This is a genomic window from Arcobacter ellisii (assembly GCF_003544915.1).
Taxonomy (GTDB): domain Bacteria; phylum Campylobacterota; class Campylobacteria; order Campylobacterales; family Arcobacteraceae; genus Aliarcobacter; species Aliarcobacter ellisii.
This window is the reverse complement of record NZ_CP032097.1, coordinates 2,281,167-2,299,506: the sequence shown is the minus strand read 5'-3', so window position 1 is coordinate 2,299,506 and position 18,340 is coordinate 2,281,167. Positions and strand designations below refer to the sequence as shown.

Genomic DNA, 18,340 nt, shown 5'->3' with positions numbered 1-18,340 from the left:
CTATCTTTTATTGAACTATTTGATGAAGTTTTGAACACTGACCTAAATAAGTATCCATTCCACACATATCATTCATAATATCATTAAAACTATGTGCGTGAGCATTATAAACATAAACAAAAATCTCATCACCTTTTTTTAGAAAGTTATGTTTTCCAAACTCCGTATATGCTGTTGCACCTGCAGCTATTAAAATACCTTTTGCATCTTTAGCTGCAACTTTTAAGAATTGAGTTAACTCTTCAAGTGGTCCACAATCTTCTTGAGTATTTAATTTTTCAATCATCCAATCTTTTAATTGATTAAAGAAATAACTATATGATTTTACGGCACTTGTAGTTCCATAATCATAAACAATACCATCTCTTTTTATAAATGAAGAGATATGATATTTACTCAAAATACCTTTTTCTGTGAAATTATCAATTTCTATAAGGTCTTGAGAAATTCCTTTTGTATTTGTTCCCCAGTTTTTTTTCGTACTAAGTTTGTTTCCATCTTGAATTCTAATTGAACAGTCATTAAATGCCGAAAAATATTTTGGTACTATATCAATAACTTTATCATTTTCATAAATAAAATCGCAGATTAATGCAACTTCAGCTTCAACTTGTAAATTATCTTTTTCTCTACCATGAGTTAAAATAATTTCATCACAAATTGGATATGTTCCTAAAAAACTATTATGTCCTTTTATATAAAAAGGGAACATCCCTTTTGGTGCATCTTTTTCTTTTGTTTTTATTACAGAAAATTCATCGGCTTCTCCAGCTTCACCTAAGTGATTTGCAAAGTTTCCTGCAACTGCAAAGCCTAAATAGTCTTTTAAATCTTCTAATAAATTCATATTATTTCCTATAATATTTTCTTTGGACGGAACAATAGCATAAAGTTGGTCTTGAAAAAGTCAAAAAAGAAATATAGTTTGTTAGCCTAAGGATTATTTTAGGAAAGTGTTACAAAGGGTAGCCCCTTTGTAAATTAGATTAGATTGTTCTCCATTTAGCTGGACCTGTTGTATGAATAGAATTTCCTTCTGTATCAACAGCAACAGTAACTGGCATATCTTCAACTTCAAATTCGTAAATTGCTTCCATACCTAGTTCTTCAAATGCTAAAGTTTTTGCACCTTTGATTGATTGAGAAATTAAGTAAGCTGCTCCACCAGTTGCAATTAAATAAATAGATTTGTACTCTTTAATTAAATCAATTGTTGGTTGTTTTCTTTCAGCTTTACCAATCATACCCATGATACCGATTTCCATCATATCTTTAGTAAATTTATCCATTCTTGTAGATGTTGTTGGTCCTGCTGGTCCTACTACTTCATCTCTAACTGGATCAACTGGTCCAACGTAGTAGATAAATTTATCTTTTAAGTCAACACCATTTGGAAGTGGTTTTCCAGCATTTTTGTACTCAACGATTTTTTTATGAGCAGCATCTCTTGCTGTTAAAATTTTTCCTGATAATAATAAAGTATCTCCTGATTTGAATTGAGATAAGTTCTCTTTTGTTAAATCAGCAATGTTTACTCTTTTAATAGTATCCATTGGAAGTTTGATATCTGGCCATAAATCTAAAGATGGTTTTTTAAATACAGCTGGTCCATCACCTTTTAATTTAAAGTGAATGTGTCTTGTTGCTGCACAGTTTGGAATCATAGCAACTGGTAATGAAGCTGCGTGACAAGGATAATCTAAGATTTTAACATCTAAAACAGTTGTTAACCCTCCTAAACCTTGTGCACCAATTCCAACTTTATTGATATCTTCATAAAGTTTTAATCTTAATTCTTCTAAAGCATTTTGAGGACCTCTTGCTTGTAGCTCATGAATATCAACATGACCCATTAAAGACTCTTTTGCTAAAAGCATTGCTTTTTCTGGATTTCCACCAATTCCGATTCCTAAAATTCCTGGAGGACACCATCCAGCTCCCATTTCTCTTACATTAGCCATAACCCAGTCATAAATTGAATCAGAAGGATTTAATACAGCAAATTTAGATTTATTTTCACTTCCTCCACCTTTAGCTGCAACTGTGATATCTAATTCATCAGAATTATCAACTGTAACATGGATAACTGCTGGAGTATTGTTTTTTGTGTTTGTTCTTTTCCCTGCTGGATCAGCAACAACTGAATATCTTAAAGTATTATCAGGGTCTGTATAACCTTTAGCTACACCTTCATTTAATAAATCTTCTAAATTTTTTGTAATATCTAAGTTAGCTTTTAATCCAACTCTTACAAAAATATTAACACTTCCTGTATCTTGACAAAGTGGTCTGTGTCCCATTGCACACATTTTAGAGTTAATTAAAATTTGTCCAATTGCATTTTTAGCTGATTCAGATTGTTCTTTTTCATACGCCTCAACCATTCCTTTTACGAAATCTTCAGGATGGTAAAACGAAATATATTGACATGCTGAAGCAACTGAGTCTATAATATCTTGTTCTGTAATTTTTTTGCTCATTTTTTTCCTTTTTGCTTAGAAATTCAACAATTATACCAATGCACTTATGAAAATAGACTTTTTTAAACTAATAAAAAAGTGAATATTTATAAAAAGTGTTTAGTTTTGATATACTTGAAAATTTATGTAGAAATTGTTTGTTTAAAAAAGAAACAAAAGCCCCATAAGGGCTAATGTTTAAAATATTAAGCGAAGAATCTTTTTTCAGTCTCTTCCATTAATTTAGCACCAGAGAATTTAGCTCTTTGAACTAATTCCCAGAAATATCTATAAGTTGCTCTATCGTGTAACTCACCATCATATTGGATTGGTCCCCACTCAGCATCTTGAGCTTTGATTAAGATGTGTTGAGCAGCTTCTAATTCTGTAAAATCTGGTTTCATTGCATCAACGATTGCTTGTACTTGTGTTGGGTAAATAGACCACATTCTCATGAATCCGAACTCATTTCTAGCTCTTTCAGCATCTTTATAAGTTTGGTATGGGTTTTTTAAATCTAAAGTTACGTTGTGTGCAGGAATAACTTTATTTTGGATAGCTGCTTGTGCAACTCTAGCTTTTGCAGCTCCAATTAATCTGTGATCAAATTGACCTGGACTTCTCATGTTAATTGCTGGAATTGCTCCTTGGTATCCAGAAACGAAATCCATTAATCCGAAATCTAAAACTTGTAACCATGGTAATGTAGCAATTTTTTCTACATCTTGTAATGCACCATGAGTTTCAATTAATACGTGAATTGGGATTTCTCTTGAAATTCCAGCTTCTTTTGCCACTTTTTGAATGTACTCAATTTGAGTTTTTGCATCTTCATAACAAGTTGATTTTGGTAATGTGATATATGCTAATTTTTCTCCAGCACCTGGAACTAAAATATCAACATCTTGTCTCCAATCTGGGTGTGAATGGTCATGAATTCTAGTTCCAGCCATTGCATAAGGATTTTCATCAGAATTAACAACTCTTACGATCATTTGAGCATGTTCAACTTCTTTACCAGTTTCAGCACCATCTTCACAATCACAAGTAATATCAAAAACAGGTCCAAGTTTTTTTTGCATTTCAAAACCTTTTAGGATTAGCTTTTCGCTTCCTGCAAAGTGTTCACAAGTTGGGATAATTGGTAAAGATTTACCATTTTCAAATAAAGCTTCGCTTGGGTGTGTCATATTTTTTCCTTTTTGTTAAAATTAAATTTGTTTTATTTCTTTTCAGTAACTTTTTTTGGAATTACAATAGTGTAATCTAAATCAAGTACAACATTTGGTAAATATTTACCATCTTCACTTTTTGGAGTTGGAGTTTCTTTAGGAGTTTGATTTTTTAAACCAATAGTTCTAACTCTTAATAATCCAATATCATCTCTATTTACTTCAATTTTTTCTAAAATTTCAGTATAAGCATAAATAGTATCACCTGCATATGTAGGGTTTGCATGAGCTCCACTATTTATAGCACATACCCATTGAGCATTTTGTAAACCATTAAATGAAATAGCTCTTGCCATTGAAATAATGATTCCACCATACATCAATCTTTGACCCATTGGTGTACTTTTCATCATATGGTCATTAAAATGTACTTTTGCATTGTTTTGATATAACTTAGTAGCTAATGTATGGTCACTATTATCAACTGTAATTCCCTCTGGATGGTCTAATCTTTCACCTTCAACATAATCTTCAAAGAAATATTTTCCACCAGTTGAATCTGTATCAACACATTTAATAGTTGGAATATTAATTTGTGAAATAGGTGTTGTTTTTGCAAAAGTTGGAACTTCATTAACACCACTTAAATTAGAGTGGTCTTTTTTATGAACCATTACCCATCTTTTGAAATCAAGTACAACAGCACCATTTTGATTTACACCAACAGAGTGAACATAAACAACTCCACTTTTACCATTTGAATTCTCTTTTAATCCAATAACAGTTGAAGTCATACTTACTGTATCGCCAACATATACAGGATTTGGGAAAGCCATTTCTGCATATCCTAAATTTGCAATTGCATTTAAAGAGATATCTTGTACAGATTTTCCAAATGTTAAATGGAACATTAAAATATCATCAATTGGTCTTTTATCATATCCCATCTCAATTGCAACTACATCAGAAGAGTGTAGGGCAAATCTAGAACCAGTGAAAGCGATGTATAAAGATACATCTCCTTCGCTTATTGTTCTAGGAAGTGGATGAACTATTTTTTGACCGATTGAAAAATCTTCAAAAAAATTACCCATATTTATCTTAGACAAATTAAACTCCTTATTTACCAAATAAATTTTGACCTAATGATTTGTATGTTTCATACAATGTAATCATTTTTCTTGCCCATTTAATTTTAGAAGAGTCAACTAATCTATTATTATGTAAAATAACTTCTTTCCCTTCTTTTGCAGCTTCTTCATATTTTGCAATCATATTTTCATAATCTTCAACTTCAGATTGTTTTGGAGTGAAAATATCATTGATATATTCAATTTGAATTGGATGAATTAATGATTTACCATCAAATCCTAAATTAAATGCATCTTTTGTTGAATCTTCACAAGCAAATTCATCATGAACATCAAAGTGTGGTCCATCAATTACAGTTTTTCCATATGCTTTAGATGCAAGTGCAATTTGCGATAAGTAATTAAACATCGCTTTTGAACCTTTTTTGATATCAATTTGAAGTCTATTTGCAAGTTTGTTTGAACCAACAACTACAACTTCAACTTTAGGACTAGCTGCACAAATCTCATGAATATTTAAAACTGATAATGGAGTTTCAATCATAATCATTAAAGTTAGATTAGGATTAATCTCTTCAATTAGTTTAACTGCTTCTAAAACATCCTCTTTTGTTTGGATTTTAGAGAATAATAAACCATCAATTTCAATTTCACGAGCAAGTTCTAAATCTTTTTTAAGATCTTCAGTTCCAAGATTATTAATTCTTAAAACTCTTTCACTTTCCCCAAATTTAGAACCACTATCTTTATAAACTTCTTTAATAGTTTGTCTTCCAACTTCTCTTTGTTCTTGTAAAATTGCTTCTAAGTCAAAAATAACACTATCTGCTAAAACAGTTTTTGCTTTTTCAACATTATGTTTGTTATATGGTGGAACAAATAACATAGAACGTCTAGCTTTATATTCAACAATTTTTGTTCCTGTTTCAATTGCATGATATTTTTCATGTAATTGTTTTACAAGTTGTTTTCTTAAAACTTTTCCATTTTTTGTTCTTGGGTAATCAAGCATTGCAAAAATCTCTTTTGGAGCTTTATATTTTGCAAGATTTGCTTGAGCAAATGCTAAAATTTCCGCTTGTTTTTCTTCACTTAACTCTTCATGTCCAATAACTGCAATTGCAACTATTGTTTTATCTTTACCAATATCTAAACCAAAAGCAACACAATCAGCAACTGCATCATGAGTTTTTACAACTCTTTCGATTTCATGTGGAGATACTCTAAATCCAAATGTATTGATAATATCATCTTTTCTTCCAATAAACCAAATATATCCATCTTTATCACGTCTAGCATAATCTCCTGTGAAGAAGTATCCATCATGTCTTGATTTTGCAGTTTCTTCTTCTAATTGCCAATACTCTAAGAATAATCCTGGGTCATCTTCTCCAATACAAATCATACCTTCTTCTTCAACACCAACTTCTTCTAAAGTTTCAGGGTCTAAAAGTTTTACGATATGTCCTGGTTGTGGGAATCCCGCACTTCCTGGTCTAATTGGATTATATTTAGAGTGAGAAATATAATAAGAACACTCAGACATTCCAATTGCTTCATAAATATCTTGTTTAAATCTTTCTCTCCATAATCCTAACATTTCATCTGATAAATGCTCTCCTGCACTCATACAATATCTTAATGATGGACAATCATCAAGTGTGAAATCTGTTTTTTGGATGATTTGTCTATAAATTGTTGGAACTCCAATGAAAATTGTACATTGGTGTTTTTTAATTAAATCAATCCAAGTTGAGGCATCATTTGCTCCTTCATATGCAATAACTGTATGACCATTAAATAATGGGTCCATTAAAGCTGAACCTAAAACGTAAGTCCAGTTAAATTTACCAGAGTGCATGATTCTATCATTCTCTTTAAAATCAAACCAATAATCAGTTGCTGGTTTTCTTCCAATTAGTGATCTATGTGAATGTAAAACACCTTTTGGATAACCAGTTGTTCCTGATGTATAAACTAAATACGCAGGCTCACCTGATTTTGAATTATAATGATTTGGTGTTGTATCAGTATTTGCAAAGATTTCATTTAATGAATAAACATTAATATCTTTTGGTTTTTTTAACTCTTCAACACTATCAATTCCAGCAACAACAATAGTCTTTAAATTATCACAATTTTCTAAGTAAGGAACTAAGTTTTCATACATAGTAGCACTTAATACAATTGCTCTTGCTTGTGAATCTTCTGCAAGATATTTAACTTCACTACCACTTAAAAGTGTTGAAGTAGGAACTGCAATAATTCCAGCTTTCATAGTTCCAAAAAACGAAATAGGGTAAGCTAAAGAGTTTTTTAAACAAACTAATACTCTATCTCTTGGCTCTAGTCCAATTCCTGTAAAGAAATTACAAACTTGGTCAGATTTTTTTGCTAACTCTTTATAAGTTATTTCATCTGTTCCTAGTTTATCATCTTCAATAACCATCGCAATATTGTTCTCTTTTGCTGTTCCAACATGTGATGATGTACAAGCTACCCCAATATTTAAAAATTCAGGTACTTCTATTTTAATTGTTTCACTCATAATAAATCTCCTTACGAAATTACAGTTGACCGTATGGCCAGTTTTCTTTAAACGTATGAATTGGCATTCTATTTAATACAGATAATGCAAATAGTTCATCTTCTTTTTCTAAACTTCTTAAAGCATAAGCTCTTAAGATATTTTGTAGAGATTTACCGAACATTGGTGGATCTAACATTTCACCTTCGTATCTAATTGCTCCACTTAATAAAGCATCTGCTTCAATAGCAGCTTTTAAGATTGATACATCTTTTGCAATTTCATTTGGACTTGGTGTAAATGCAACTTTACAAACATTAATATGATTTGGAGTAATAACTTGTTTTCCAGTTAATCCCATTGCATTTTCTCTAATTGCATGAGCGTAAACATGTCTACTAGCTTCGTCACCGTGTAAATCTAACCATCTTCTAATGTCTTTTTTCTCAACACAAGAATCTGGTAATGAGTGAGGTGTTAACATAACTTCAACTCCTCCAATAACTCCTTTTCCTTTAATTCTTGCTTCCATTGTAAGCATATTAAAGAAAGTTTCTAATTCATCTATCCATCCTTTTGGAGTGATTTTATAAGCCATTGCTTTTGAAAAATCGTGAATACCAAATACGATGTGTTTAACAGTTGAATGTTCCATTAATCTATCAGCAATTTGTAAAGATTTTGGGTGCTCTACGATTGGCTGAATTGTTAATTTACTTCCAATAGATACTAACCAAGAAGATAAATCTCTGATTTCAGCTGAACCATAAACTTCTCCAGCTTTTGCTAAAACGATAACATCTATATATTGGTGAATTTGTTTTAACATTTTTAAATCTTCTTCATACTCATCAGTTCTGAATGGATTTATTCTTACAGCTATTTGAAAATTTCTTTCAGGAAATTTTGGTAACTCTTGAATTAAAAGTTCTCTTGACATAGCTTTTTGTCTACATCCATCTTCTAAGTCAAATAATACAGTATGAGCTTTTGTTTTATAAGCGTGTTTTTGTAATCTTAGTTTTGCTTGTTCCATACTCTCATATGTTCCATCTAATGGATTGAATTTAATTGGTGGGTAATAAATTTGGATACCAGGCCAATATCCACCTAAAATTGGTGTTAAATCATCATTTGCTGTTAATTTAGATAAATCTATTGCAGAAGTCATTTTTTATCTACCTTTCATAATTTGATTTTAATGCTATTTGTTCCATGTTTAGTAAACGTAATATTATACATGAAAACTAATAGAGAATTTATACACAATTTAAAATGAATTGTTTTTATGTCTTTTGAAATAGTAAATAAATTTAAGTTTAGAATTAAAAAAGTTCTTTTAAAGCCTATAATAAGGGAAACAAAACTTAAAGTTATGTCAAAAAAATGTAAAAAAGTAGTAAAAAGCTAGTGAAAATTAAGAGTAAAAAAATCGTAATTTAAAAAAAAACTGGAAAATTTTTCCAATTTTTCTATTTTTTACAAATCTTGTAAGAAATTTAACTCACCAAAATAGTCAATTAAAAATGGTTTTGAAACTTCATCAAATGTATCAATATCTTGAAATAAGTTTATAAAAAACTCAAAATCTATATTTTTATTTTTTAAAGCTTCACATGAGAGTAGGGTGTCATTTATACAACCTAGTTTTGAAGGAGTGATTAAAAAAGCAGAACTATCAAATATATTTATTAAATCTATCATAAACAAATCTTTTTTAACAGGAACCATAAGTCCACCAGCACCTTCAATAATCAAAATATCACAAAAAGATTGAAGATACTTTTTTTTCTCTTTTAAAAATTCTATATCTATAATAGTATCTTTTGATGCAACATAAGGAGCAGCAGGAAGTCTAAATTGATATGGAACAACATCATTTAAAGTTACATTTTCGAAATGTTTATTTAACTCTTTTGTTAGTTCAAACATTTTTGAACCATCTAGTGGTTTATCAATAACTCCTGTTTCACAAGGTTTAAAATAACCGACTTTAAGTCCAGCTTTTGCAAAATATTTTAAAAATTTTTCACAAGCGTAAGTTTTACCTACATCAGTGTTTGTTGCAGTTACAAATATTGATTTGTTTATATAATAATTAGCATCTTTTTTCATAATTATCTCTTTTTTGTTATAATTGGTTGTTTTTTATTAACAAATGAGATTTTATCAAAACAAAGGTTTGAAGTGAGTAATGAAATAGAAATAGAATTAAATGATGATTTAGATTTACAAGAGCCAAAGAAATATAATGTTTTTCTTTTAAATGATGATTTTTCAACTATGGATTTTGTGATTGATGTATTAGTAAGAGTATTTAGAAAATCTGTTGATGAAGCTTCAGTTATAATGTTAAACATTCATAATAATGGAAAAGAGTTATGTGGAACTTATACGTATGAAATTGCTTCAACAAAAGTTGCACAAGTAAAAACTATGGCTCGAGAAAAAGGCTTTCCTTTAAAAGCTGTAATGGAAGAAGAATAAAAATGATAAGTAAAGAATTAAGAAATATTTTTGCACAAGCTGTTGGTTATGCAAAAAGTAGTAAACATGAGTATTTAACAGTAGAACATATTTTTTTAATGTTAATACATGACCAAACAATAGAAAATCTTTTTATAGATTTGGGAGTTGATACAAATAAACTATTTGAAGAATTAAAAAAATATATTGATGAAAATACTCCAAAATTCCCAGCAGATCAAAATATAAATGAAGAACCAATGGAAACTTTATCTTTAGCTTCAACTATTGAATATATGGTTTCCCATACACAAACAAGTGGAAAAACAAATGCAAATGTTGAAGATATGTTTGTTGCTATTTTAAAAGATGAAAATTCATATGCTACATATTTATTGAAAAAATTAGGGATTCAAAGAGTTGATATACTTGAAGAGATTTCACATAAAGAGTTAGATGATGAAGATGAAACTTTAGAAAATAGCGCAGATAATGATAATAAAGTTTTAGATAAAAATTCTACTGAACTTGTTGCTCTTGCAAAAAAAGGTGAAATTGACCCTGTTATTGGAAGAGAAAAAGAGGTTTCAAGAGTAATTGAGATTTTAAGTAGAAGAAAAAAGAATAATCCGATACTTGTTGGTGAACCAGGAGTTGGGAAAACAGCAATTGCAGAAGGATTAGCTTTAAAAATTGCACAAGAACAAGTTCCAGAATTTTTATTAAAATCAAAAGTTTTTTCTTTAGATATGGGTTCTATGTTAGCTGGAACTAAATATAGAGGAGATTTTGAGAAAAAATTAAAAACTCTTTTAAAAGAAGTATCAAAAATAAAAAATGCAATTTTATTTATAGATGAAATTCACACTATTGTTGGCGCTGGAAGTGTTGGTGGAAGTGCTATGGATGCTTCAAATATTTTAAAACCAATGCTTGCAAATGGAAAATTAAGATGTATTGGTGCAACAACTTTTAGTGAATTTAGAAATGATTTTGCAAAAGATAAGGCTTTAAGTAGAAGATTTGCAAAAGTAGATGTTGAAGAACCAAGTATTGAAGATTCAATTTTAATTTTAGAGGGTTTAAAATCAAAATATGAAGAGTATCATGGCGTAAAATATTCAAAAAGTGCAATTTCTAGTGCAGTTGAACTTAGTAAAAAATATATCACTGATAGATTTTTACCTGATTGTGCTATTGATGTTATTGATGAGGTTGGGGCTTCTAAAAAAATTAGTTTATCAACATCTTTAAAAACAAAATCTGAATCAAATATAACAATTACTTCTAAAGATGTTGAATCAACTATTGCAAAAATGGCACATATTCCTGAAAGAAGTGCAACAAAATCAGATTTAACTCTTTTAAAATCATTAGAAAAAAATATGCAAAAAAGAGTATTTGGACAAGATAAAGCAATAACAACTATTGTTCAATCAATAAAAAGAAATAAAGCTGGACTTGGACTTGATAAAAAACCAATAGGAAGTTTCTTATTTAGTGGACCAACAGGAGTTGGTAAAACTGAAGTAGCAAAAGAGTTATCAACTCAATTAGGAATTCATTTTGAAAGATTTGATATGAGTGAATATATGGAAGCTCATACAGTTTCAAGATTAATTGGAGCACCTGCAGGGTATGTTGGATTTGAACAAGGTGGACTTTTAACAGAAGCTATTAGAAAACATCCTCATACAGTTTTATTATTAGATGAGATTGAAAAAGCTCATCCTGATTTAATGTCAATTTTACTTCAAGTTATGGATAATGCTGAATTAACTGATAATAGTGGAAATAAAGCAGATTTCCAAAATGTAGTTTTAATAATGACATCAAATCTAGGTGCAACAGAAGCAAATGTAATGGGATTTGCAAAAAATGAAAAATTAAATGAGAATAAAGCAATAAATAAATTCTTTGCTCCAGAATTTAGAAATAGACTTGATGCTGTTGTAACATTTGATTCATTAAGTATGGATATTGTTGCTAAAGTTGCAGGTAAATTTATAGAAGATTTAGAAAAACAATTAGTAGATAAAAAAATAAAAATTGAAATTAGTGCAAAAGCTAAAAAAGAGTTAGCAATACTTGGTTATGATAAAGCTATGGGTGCAAGACCACTTAATAGAGTTATTTCCGAAAGAATTAAAAATCCTTTAACAGATGAGATATTATTTGGAAAACTTAAAAAAGGTGGAATTGTAAAAATTGATTTTGATAATGACTTTGTATTTACATATAAAAGTCTTTGACACAATTTTTATACAATAGTTTAGTTATAATAAAAAATATGATTTTTAACAATTAATGAAAAAGGAAAAAGAATGAATAAAATTTTATTAAGTTCAGCTGCAATTGCAGTATTACTATTAAGTGGATGTGGTGATGATAAAAAAACAGAACAAGCAACAGCAGAGGTTACAACAAAACAAGAAACAACAAAAGAAGTTGTAAATGAAGCAGCAAAAGAAGTAGCACAAACAGTAACAACTGCTGCAACAGAAGTTTCAAAAACAGTTGAAGAAGCAACAAATAAAGTAACTGAAAATACTGTTCAAGATGTAAAAGAAGCGATTGTACCAGTTGCTCAAGAAGTTAAAGAAACAATTACAACTCAAGTATCTAATGTAGCTGAAAAAGTAAACGAAACACAAAATGATGTGAAAGAAGTAATATCAACTGCAACAAATGAAGTTCAAGAAGTAGTTAAAGTTGAAGAAGGACCTAATGGCGAACTATTATTTAAAGCATGTGCATCTTGTCATGGTCAAAAAGGTGAAAAAGAAGCTTTAGGAAAATCTCAAATTATTGCAGGTTGGGATAAAGAAAAAACTATTAATGCATTAAATGGTTATAAAGCTGGAACTTATGGTGGAGTTATGAAAAATATAATGAAAACACAAATTGATTCAAAAACTGATGCAGAAATTGATGCATTAGCTACATTTATCTCTAACTTATAATTCATCTACAATTAAAAATATAAAAGGTTTTTACCTTTTATATAATACTTATAAATTACTTTTCATAAAAAAGACAAAACAATACAATAAAAACCTAGTAAAAGAGAAAATGGGAGAGAAAAAGGCAATAAAAGAATAGTAAAAAGCATAAATTTAAAAATTTTAGCTAGATTTAAGCTGTAAGGTATTGACAAGTAAATAAAAATCTATTATAATTCCCGTCCAATTTGACTGGAACGCTTCAAACGAAAAGCTTGAAGAGAAACGATTCAATCGAGTCTGGAATGATCTTTAAAAATGAATGAAAGTTTGTAAAGTAATCTTTATAAACCGAATATAGAACTCTTATAAAAAATCTATGTTTATTTAGATTAAAAATAAGAATAAATGTTAAAAAATATAAAAACAAGAAAATTTGGTAAAACAAATACTTGTCTATAAAATTTGAGTGATAATTTTGTAATTGAAGAGTTATAAAATTTGTCAGTTTCAAAAACTCTATAATTTATGGAGAGTTTGATCCTGGCTCAGAGTGAACGCTGGCGGCGTGCTTAACACATGCAAGTCGAACGAGAACGGATTATAGCTTGCTATAATTGTCAGCTAAGTGGCGCACGGGTGAGTAATGTATAGATAACCTGCCCTTAAGAAAGGAATAACAGTTGGAAACGACTGCTAATGCCCTATATGCCTTTAATACATAAGTATGCAAGGGAAACGCTTTAGTGCTTAAGGATGGGTCTGTATGGTATCAGCTTGTTGGTGAGGTAATGGCTCACCAAGGCTATGACGCCTAACTGGTTTGAGAGGATGATCAGTCACACTGGAACTGAGACACGGTCCAGACTCCTACGGGAGGCAGCAGTGGGGAATATTGCACAATGGACGAAAGTCTGATGCAGCAACGCCGCGTGGAGGATGACACATTTCGGTGCGTAAACTCCTTTTATATAGGAAGATAATGACGGTACTATATGAATAAGCACCGGCTAACTCCGTGCCAGCAGCCGCGGTAATACGGAGGGTGCAAGCGTTACTCGGAATCACTGGGCGTAAAGAGCGTGTAGGCGGGTATATAAGTCAGAAGTGAAATCCAATAGCTCAACTATTGAACTGCTTTTGAAACTGTATACCTAGAATGTGGGAGAGGTAGATGGAATTTCTGGTGTAGGGGTAAAATCCGTAGAGATCAGAAGGAATACCGATTGCGAAGGCGATCTACTGGAACATTATTGACGCTGAGACGCGAAAGCGTGGGGAGCAAACAGGATTAGATACCCTGGTAGTCCACGCCCTAAACGATGTACACTAGTTGTTGTGAGGCTCGACCTTGCAGTAATGCAGTTAACACATTAAGTGTACCGCCTGGGGAGTACGGTCGCAAGATTAAAACTCAAAGGAATAGACGGGGACCCGCACAAGCGGTGGAGCATGTGGTTTAATTCGACGATACACGAAGAACCTTACCTGGACTTGACATAGTAAGAACTTTCTAGAGATAGATTGGTGTCTGCTTGCAGAAACTTATATACAGGTGCTGCACGGCTGTCGTCAGCTCGTGTCGTGAGATGTTGGGTTAAGTCCCGCAACGAGCGCAACCCTCGTCCTTAGTTGCTAACAGTTCGGCTGAGAACTCTAAGGAGACTGCCTACGCAAGTAGGAGGAAGGTGAGGACGACGTCAAGTCATCATGGCCCTTACGTCCAGGGCTACACACGTGCTACAATGGGGTATACAAAGAGCAGCAATACGGTGACGTGGAGCAAATCTCAAAAATATCTCCCAGTTCGGATTGTAGTCTGCAACTCGACTACATGAAGTTGGAATCGCTAGTAATCGTAGATCAGCTATGCTACGGTGAATACGTTCCCGGGTCTTGTACTCACCGCCCGTCACACCATGGGAGTTGAACTCATTCGAAGCGGGGATGCTAAAGTAGCTACCTTCCACAGTGGATTCAGCGACTGGGGTGAAGTCGTAACAAGGTAACCGTAGGAGAACCTGCGGTTGGATCACCTCCTTTCAGAGAGAGAAGTAAGATTCGTTTCTTACTTCCAGAGATTTTATATTCGGTTTATAAAGATTATTTAAATAGGTAGTAAAGGGGCCTATAGCTCAGCTGGCTAGAGCGCTCGACTGATAATCGTGAGGTCTCAGGTTCAAGTCCTGATAGGCCCACCATTAAATAATCTAGTAAAGATTAATTTAGGTTGGGGAATTAGCTCAGCTGGGAGAGCGCCTGCTTTGCACGCAGGAGGTCAGCGGTTCGATCCCGCTATTCTCCACCACCTATAACTAATAAGTTCATCAGATTTAAGAAGTTAAATATAAGTTCAATAAGAGATTGAATTTATATTTGATTTTCAAAATCAAAACGATATTTAAAAATATAATGTTAAAGTCTTTAATTTTTTCGTAAGAATTAAATAATAGATATAAAAAGAGATTTTTATATAGATTAAATAATTTAAAACAAAAAAAATTTCATATCTAAGAAATTAGATAGAACACAACATTATTTTATTGGATATATTTTAAATAATATGTTTAATAAGATAGTAGCCAAAGAATATTATCAAAAATGCGATAGAGTTTAACTCTATTTATTAATAAGCTATTAAGGGCTAATGGTGGATGCCTAGACTGTAAGAGGCGATGAAAGACGTATTAGGCTGCGATAAGCCTCGGGGAGCTGCCAAAGAGCTTTGATCCGGGGATTTCTGAATGGGGCAACCCAGCATATAGAGATATATGTTACCCTACGGGGAGCTAACCTGGTGAAGTGAAACATCTCAGTAGCCAGAGGAAGAGAAATCAAACGAGATTCCGTCAGTAGCGGCGAGCGAAAGCGGATTAGGACAAACCCAATGCTTGCATTGGGGGTTGTAGGACCATAACGTGAGACTAAAGAGGATAGATGAAATACTTGGAAAAGTGTAGCATAGAAGGTGAAACTCCTGTAATTTAAATTCTCAATAGCTCTAATGGTATCCTGAGTAGGTCGGAACACGTGATATTTTGACTGAAACCGGGGGGACCACCCTCCAATCCTAAATACTACTTACAGATCGATAGTGAACAAGTACCGTGAGGGAAAGGTGAAAAGTACTCCAGCGAGGAGAGTGAAATAGAACCTGAAACCATTAGCTTACAATCATTCAGAGCCCTATGATTTATCAGGGTGATGGACTGCCTTTTGCATAATGAGCCTGCGAGTTGTGGTATCTGGCAAGGTTAAGTCAAGTACGAAGCCGTAGCGAAAGCGAGTCTTAATAGGGCGATTTAGTCAGATGCTGCAGACCCGAAACGAAGTGATCTATCCATGAGCAGGTTGAAGCTGGTGTAAGAGCCAGTGGAGGACCGAACCGATAGGCGTTGAAAAGTCTCCGGATGACTTGTGGATAGGGGTGAAAGGCCAATCAAACTTCGTGATAGCTGGTTCTCTCCGAAATATATTTAGGTATAGCCTTGTGTTGTAGCATATGGGGGTAGAGCACTGAATGGGCTAGGGCTGCTTACCGCGGTACCAAACCCTATCAAACTATGAATACCATATGTGGAATCACAGGAGTCAGGCGGTGGGTGATAAAATCAATCGTCGAGAGGGGAACAACCCAGACTAACAGCTAAGGTCCCTAAGTTACATCTAAGTGGAAAACGATGTGGAGTTACTGTGACAACCAGGAGGTTGGCTTAGAAGCAGCCATCCTTTAAAGAAAGCGTAACAGCTCACTGGTCTAGTGATTCTGCGCGGAAAATATAACGGGGCTAAGATGTACACCGAAGCTTTAGATTCAATTTTAATTGAGTGGTAGGAGAGCGTTCTATTCAGCGTAGAAGATGTACCGGTAAGGAGCGTTGGAGCGGATAGAAGTGAGCATGCAGGCATGAGTAGCGATAATTGAGGTGAGAATCCTCAACGCCGAAAACCCAAGGTTTCCTACGCGATGCTCGTCATCGTAGGGTTAGTCGGGTCCTAAGTCGAGTCCGAAAGGGGTAGACGATGGCAAATTGATTAATATTTCAATACCAACATATAAGCGCGATGTGGGGACGCATAGAGTTAATCGAGGTCACTGATGGAATAGTGGCTCGAAGGACGTAGGCTGTTACTTAGGCAAATCCGGGTAACGTTAGGCCGAGATCTTACAGGCTCTTGACACTCTTCGGAGGAGATGGAGAATCGATGATACTGTCGTGCCAAGAAAAGCCACTAAGTATATTATATGTTGCCCGTACCGTAAACCGACACAGGTGGGTGGGATGAGTATTCTAAGGCGCGTGGAAGAACCCTGGTTAAGGAACTCTGCAAACTAGCACCGTATCTTCGGTATAAGGTGTGCCTACTTTTGTATATGAACTTGCTTCAAAAAGCGAAAGAGGTTGCAACAAAGAGTCCCTCCCGACTGTTTACCAAAAACACAGCACTTTGCTAACACGTAAGTGGATGTATAAGGTGTGACGCCTGCCCGGTGCTCGAAGGTTAACTGATGATGTCAGCGCAAGCGAAGCATTTGATTGAAGCCCGAGTAAACGGCGGCCGTAACTATAACGGTCCTAAGGTAGCGAAATTCCTTGTCGGTTAAATACCGACCTGCATGAATGGCGTAACGAGATGGGAGCTGTCTCAACCAGGGATCCAGTGAAATTGTAGTGGAGGTGAAAATTCCTCCTACCCGCGGAAAGACGGAAAGACCCCGTGCACCTTTACTACAGCTTGACACTGTAGCTTGGATATTCATGTGCAGGATAGGTGGGAGGCTATGATGACTAGACGCAAGTAGAGTCGGAGCCATCCTTGAGATACCACCCTTGAATATTTGAGTTACTAACTGCGTACAATTATCTTGTATCAGGACAATGTCTGGTGGGTAGTTTGACTGGGGCGGTCGCCTCCTAAAAAGTAACGGAGGCTTACAAAGGTTAGTTCATGGCGGATGGAAATCGCCAGTTGAGTATAATGGCATAAACTAGCTTGACTGTGAGACATACAAGTCGAACAGAGACGAAAGTCGGTCATAGTGATCCGGTGGTTCTGTGTGGAAGGGCCATCGCTCAAAGGATAAAAGGTACGCCGGGGATAACAGGCTGATCTCCCCCAAGAGCTCACATCGACGGGGAGGTTTGGCACCTCGATGTCGGCTCATCGCATCCTGGGGCTGAAGTAGGTCCCAAGGGTATGGCTGTTCGCCATTTAAAGCGGTACGCGAGCTGGGTTCAGAACGTCGTGAGACAGTTCGGTCCCTATCTTCCGTGGGCGTAGGAAAGTTGAAGAGATTTGTCCCTAGTACGAGAGGACCGGGATGAACGTACCACTGGTGTACCAATTGTTCTGCCAAGAGCATCGTTGGGTAGCTACGTACGGATGTGATAAGAGCTGAAAGCATCTAAGCTCGAAGCCAACTCTAAGATTAACTTTCCCTGAAGTTCCCAGCAAGACTAGCTGGTTGATAGGCTGGATGTGTAAGCGTTGTAAGGCGTTTAGCTGACCAGTACTAATAGAACGTTTGGCTTATTTACAAATTCTTTGGTTTACTATCTTATTAAATGTATATCTTATATATTTGATAGACAAAAATTGTGAAAGACTTTAACATTATTTTTTCTTAACTCCTTACGAGTTGAGTATTAAGTTTATTTTTTTTAGATTTAATACTCAACTT

The 18,340-nt window shown here is 33.7% G+C and carries 10 protein-coding genes, 2 tRNA genes and 2 rRNA genes; 7 read left to right on the top strand and 7 right to left on the bottom strand.

The genetic code is table 11. The features are described 5' to 3' along the window. Positions 1-7: 7 nt before the first annotated feature. The 7 genes from AELL_RS11650 to bioD all read right to left on the bottom strand — a co-directional run bounded on the left by AELL_RS11650 (position 8) and on the right by bioD (position 9,364). Entirely contained in the window at positions 8-847 is an 840-nt protein-coding gene (locus AELL_RS11650; RefSeq protein WP_118918116.1) for a DUF5718 family protein, read from the bottom strand. Positions 848-986: 139 nt separating this feature from the next. Continuing rightward, positions 987-2,480, bottom strand: a complete 1,494-nt coding sequence (locus AELL_RS11645) for a fumarate hydratase (RefSeq protein ID WP_118918115.1) — start codon at positions 2,478-2,480, stop codon at positions 987-989. A 185-nt stretch (positions 2,481-2,665) separates the two neighbouring features. Continuing rightward, positions 2,666-3,649 (bottom strand): HpcH/HpaI aldolase/citrate lyase family protein, encoded by a 984-nt coding sequence (locus tag AELL_RS11640; RefSeq protein WP_118918114.1) that lies wholly within the window; start codon positions 3,647-3,649, stop codon positions 2,666-2,668. 32 nt (positions 3,650-3,681) lie between these two features. Then, a complete protein-coding gene (locus tag AELL_RS11635; protein WP_118918113.1) occupies positions 3,682-4,740 on the bottom strand; it encodes a MaoC family dehydratase in 1,059 nt (352 codons plus the stop codon). Between the two features lie 10 nt (positions 4,741-4,750). Continuing rightward, positions 4,751-7,270 (bottom strand): aldolase/citrate lyase family protein, encoded by a 2,520-nt coding sequence (locus AELL_RS11630; protein ID WP_118918112.1) that lies wholly within the window; start codon positions 7,268-7,270, stop codon positions 4,751-4,753. A gap of 19 nt (positions 7,271-7,289) precedes the next feature. Then, the gene (locus AELL_RS11625; protein ID WP_118918111.1) at positions 7,290-8,420 is read right to left on the bottom strand and encodes an HpcH/HpaI aldolase/citrate lyase family protein; all 1,131 of its coding nucleotides are present in this window, start codon (positions 8,418-8,420) and stop codon (positions 7,290-7,292) included. 308 nt (positions 8,421-8,728) lie between these two features. Beyond that, positions 8,729-9,364: a dethiobiotin synthase gene (gene bioD, locus AELL_RS11620; protein WP_118918110.1), complete on the bottom strand. Its 636-nt coding sequence runs from the start codon at positions 9,362-9,364 to the stop codon at positions 8,729-8,731. Between the two features lie 72 nt (positions 9,365-9,436). On the opposite strand from bioD, the gene AELL_RS11615 reads away from it, so the two are divergent. The 7 genes from AELL_RS11615 to AELL_RS11585 all read left to right on the top strand — a co-directional run bounded on the left by AELL_RS11615 (position 9,437) and on the right by AELL_RS11585 (position 18,197). Beyond that, on the top strand, positions 9,437-9,736 hold the full coding sequence (locus AELL_RS11615) for an ATP-dependent Clp protease adaptor ClpS (protein WP_118918109.1): 300 nt from the start codon (positions 9,437-9,439) through the stop codon (positions 9,734-9,736). 2 nt (positions 9,737-9,738) lie between these two features. Continuing rightward, positions 9,739-11,967 carry an ATP-dependent Clp protease ATP-binding subunit ClpA gene (gene clpA, locus AELL_RS11610; RefSeq protein WP_118918108.1) on the top strand — a complete coding sequence of 743 codons (2,229 nt, stop codon included), beginning with the start codon at positions 9,739-9,741 and terminating at the stop codon, positions 11,965-11,967. Between the two features lie 72 nt (positions 11,968-12,039). Next, on the top strand, positions 12,040-12,678 hold the full coding sequence (locus AELL_RS11605; RefSeq protein ID WP_118918107.1) for a c-type cytochrome: 639 nt from the start codon (positions 12,040-12,042) through the stop codon (positions 12,676-12,678). A 504-nt stretch (positions 12,679-13,182) separates the two neighbouring features. After that, a 16S ribosomal RNA gene (locus AELL_RS11600) occupies positions 13,183-14,700 on the top strand. Between the two features lie 81 nt (positions 14,701-14,781). Continuing rightward, a tRNA-Ile gene (locus AELL_RS11595) sits at positions 14,782-14,858 on the top strand. Between the two features lie 31 nt (positions 14,859-14,889). Next, positions 14,890-14,965: transfer RNA gene (locus tag AELL_RS11590), tRNA-Ala, on the top strand. Between the two features lie 319 nt (positions 14,966-15,284). Next, positions 15,285-18,197 (top strand): 23S ribosomal RNA (locus AELL_RS11585). Together the 16S and 23S rRNA genes with 2 tRNA genes alongside form the textbook arrangement of a ribosomal RNA operon. The last annotated feature ends 143 nt before the right edge of the window (positions 18,198-18,340 follow it).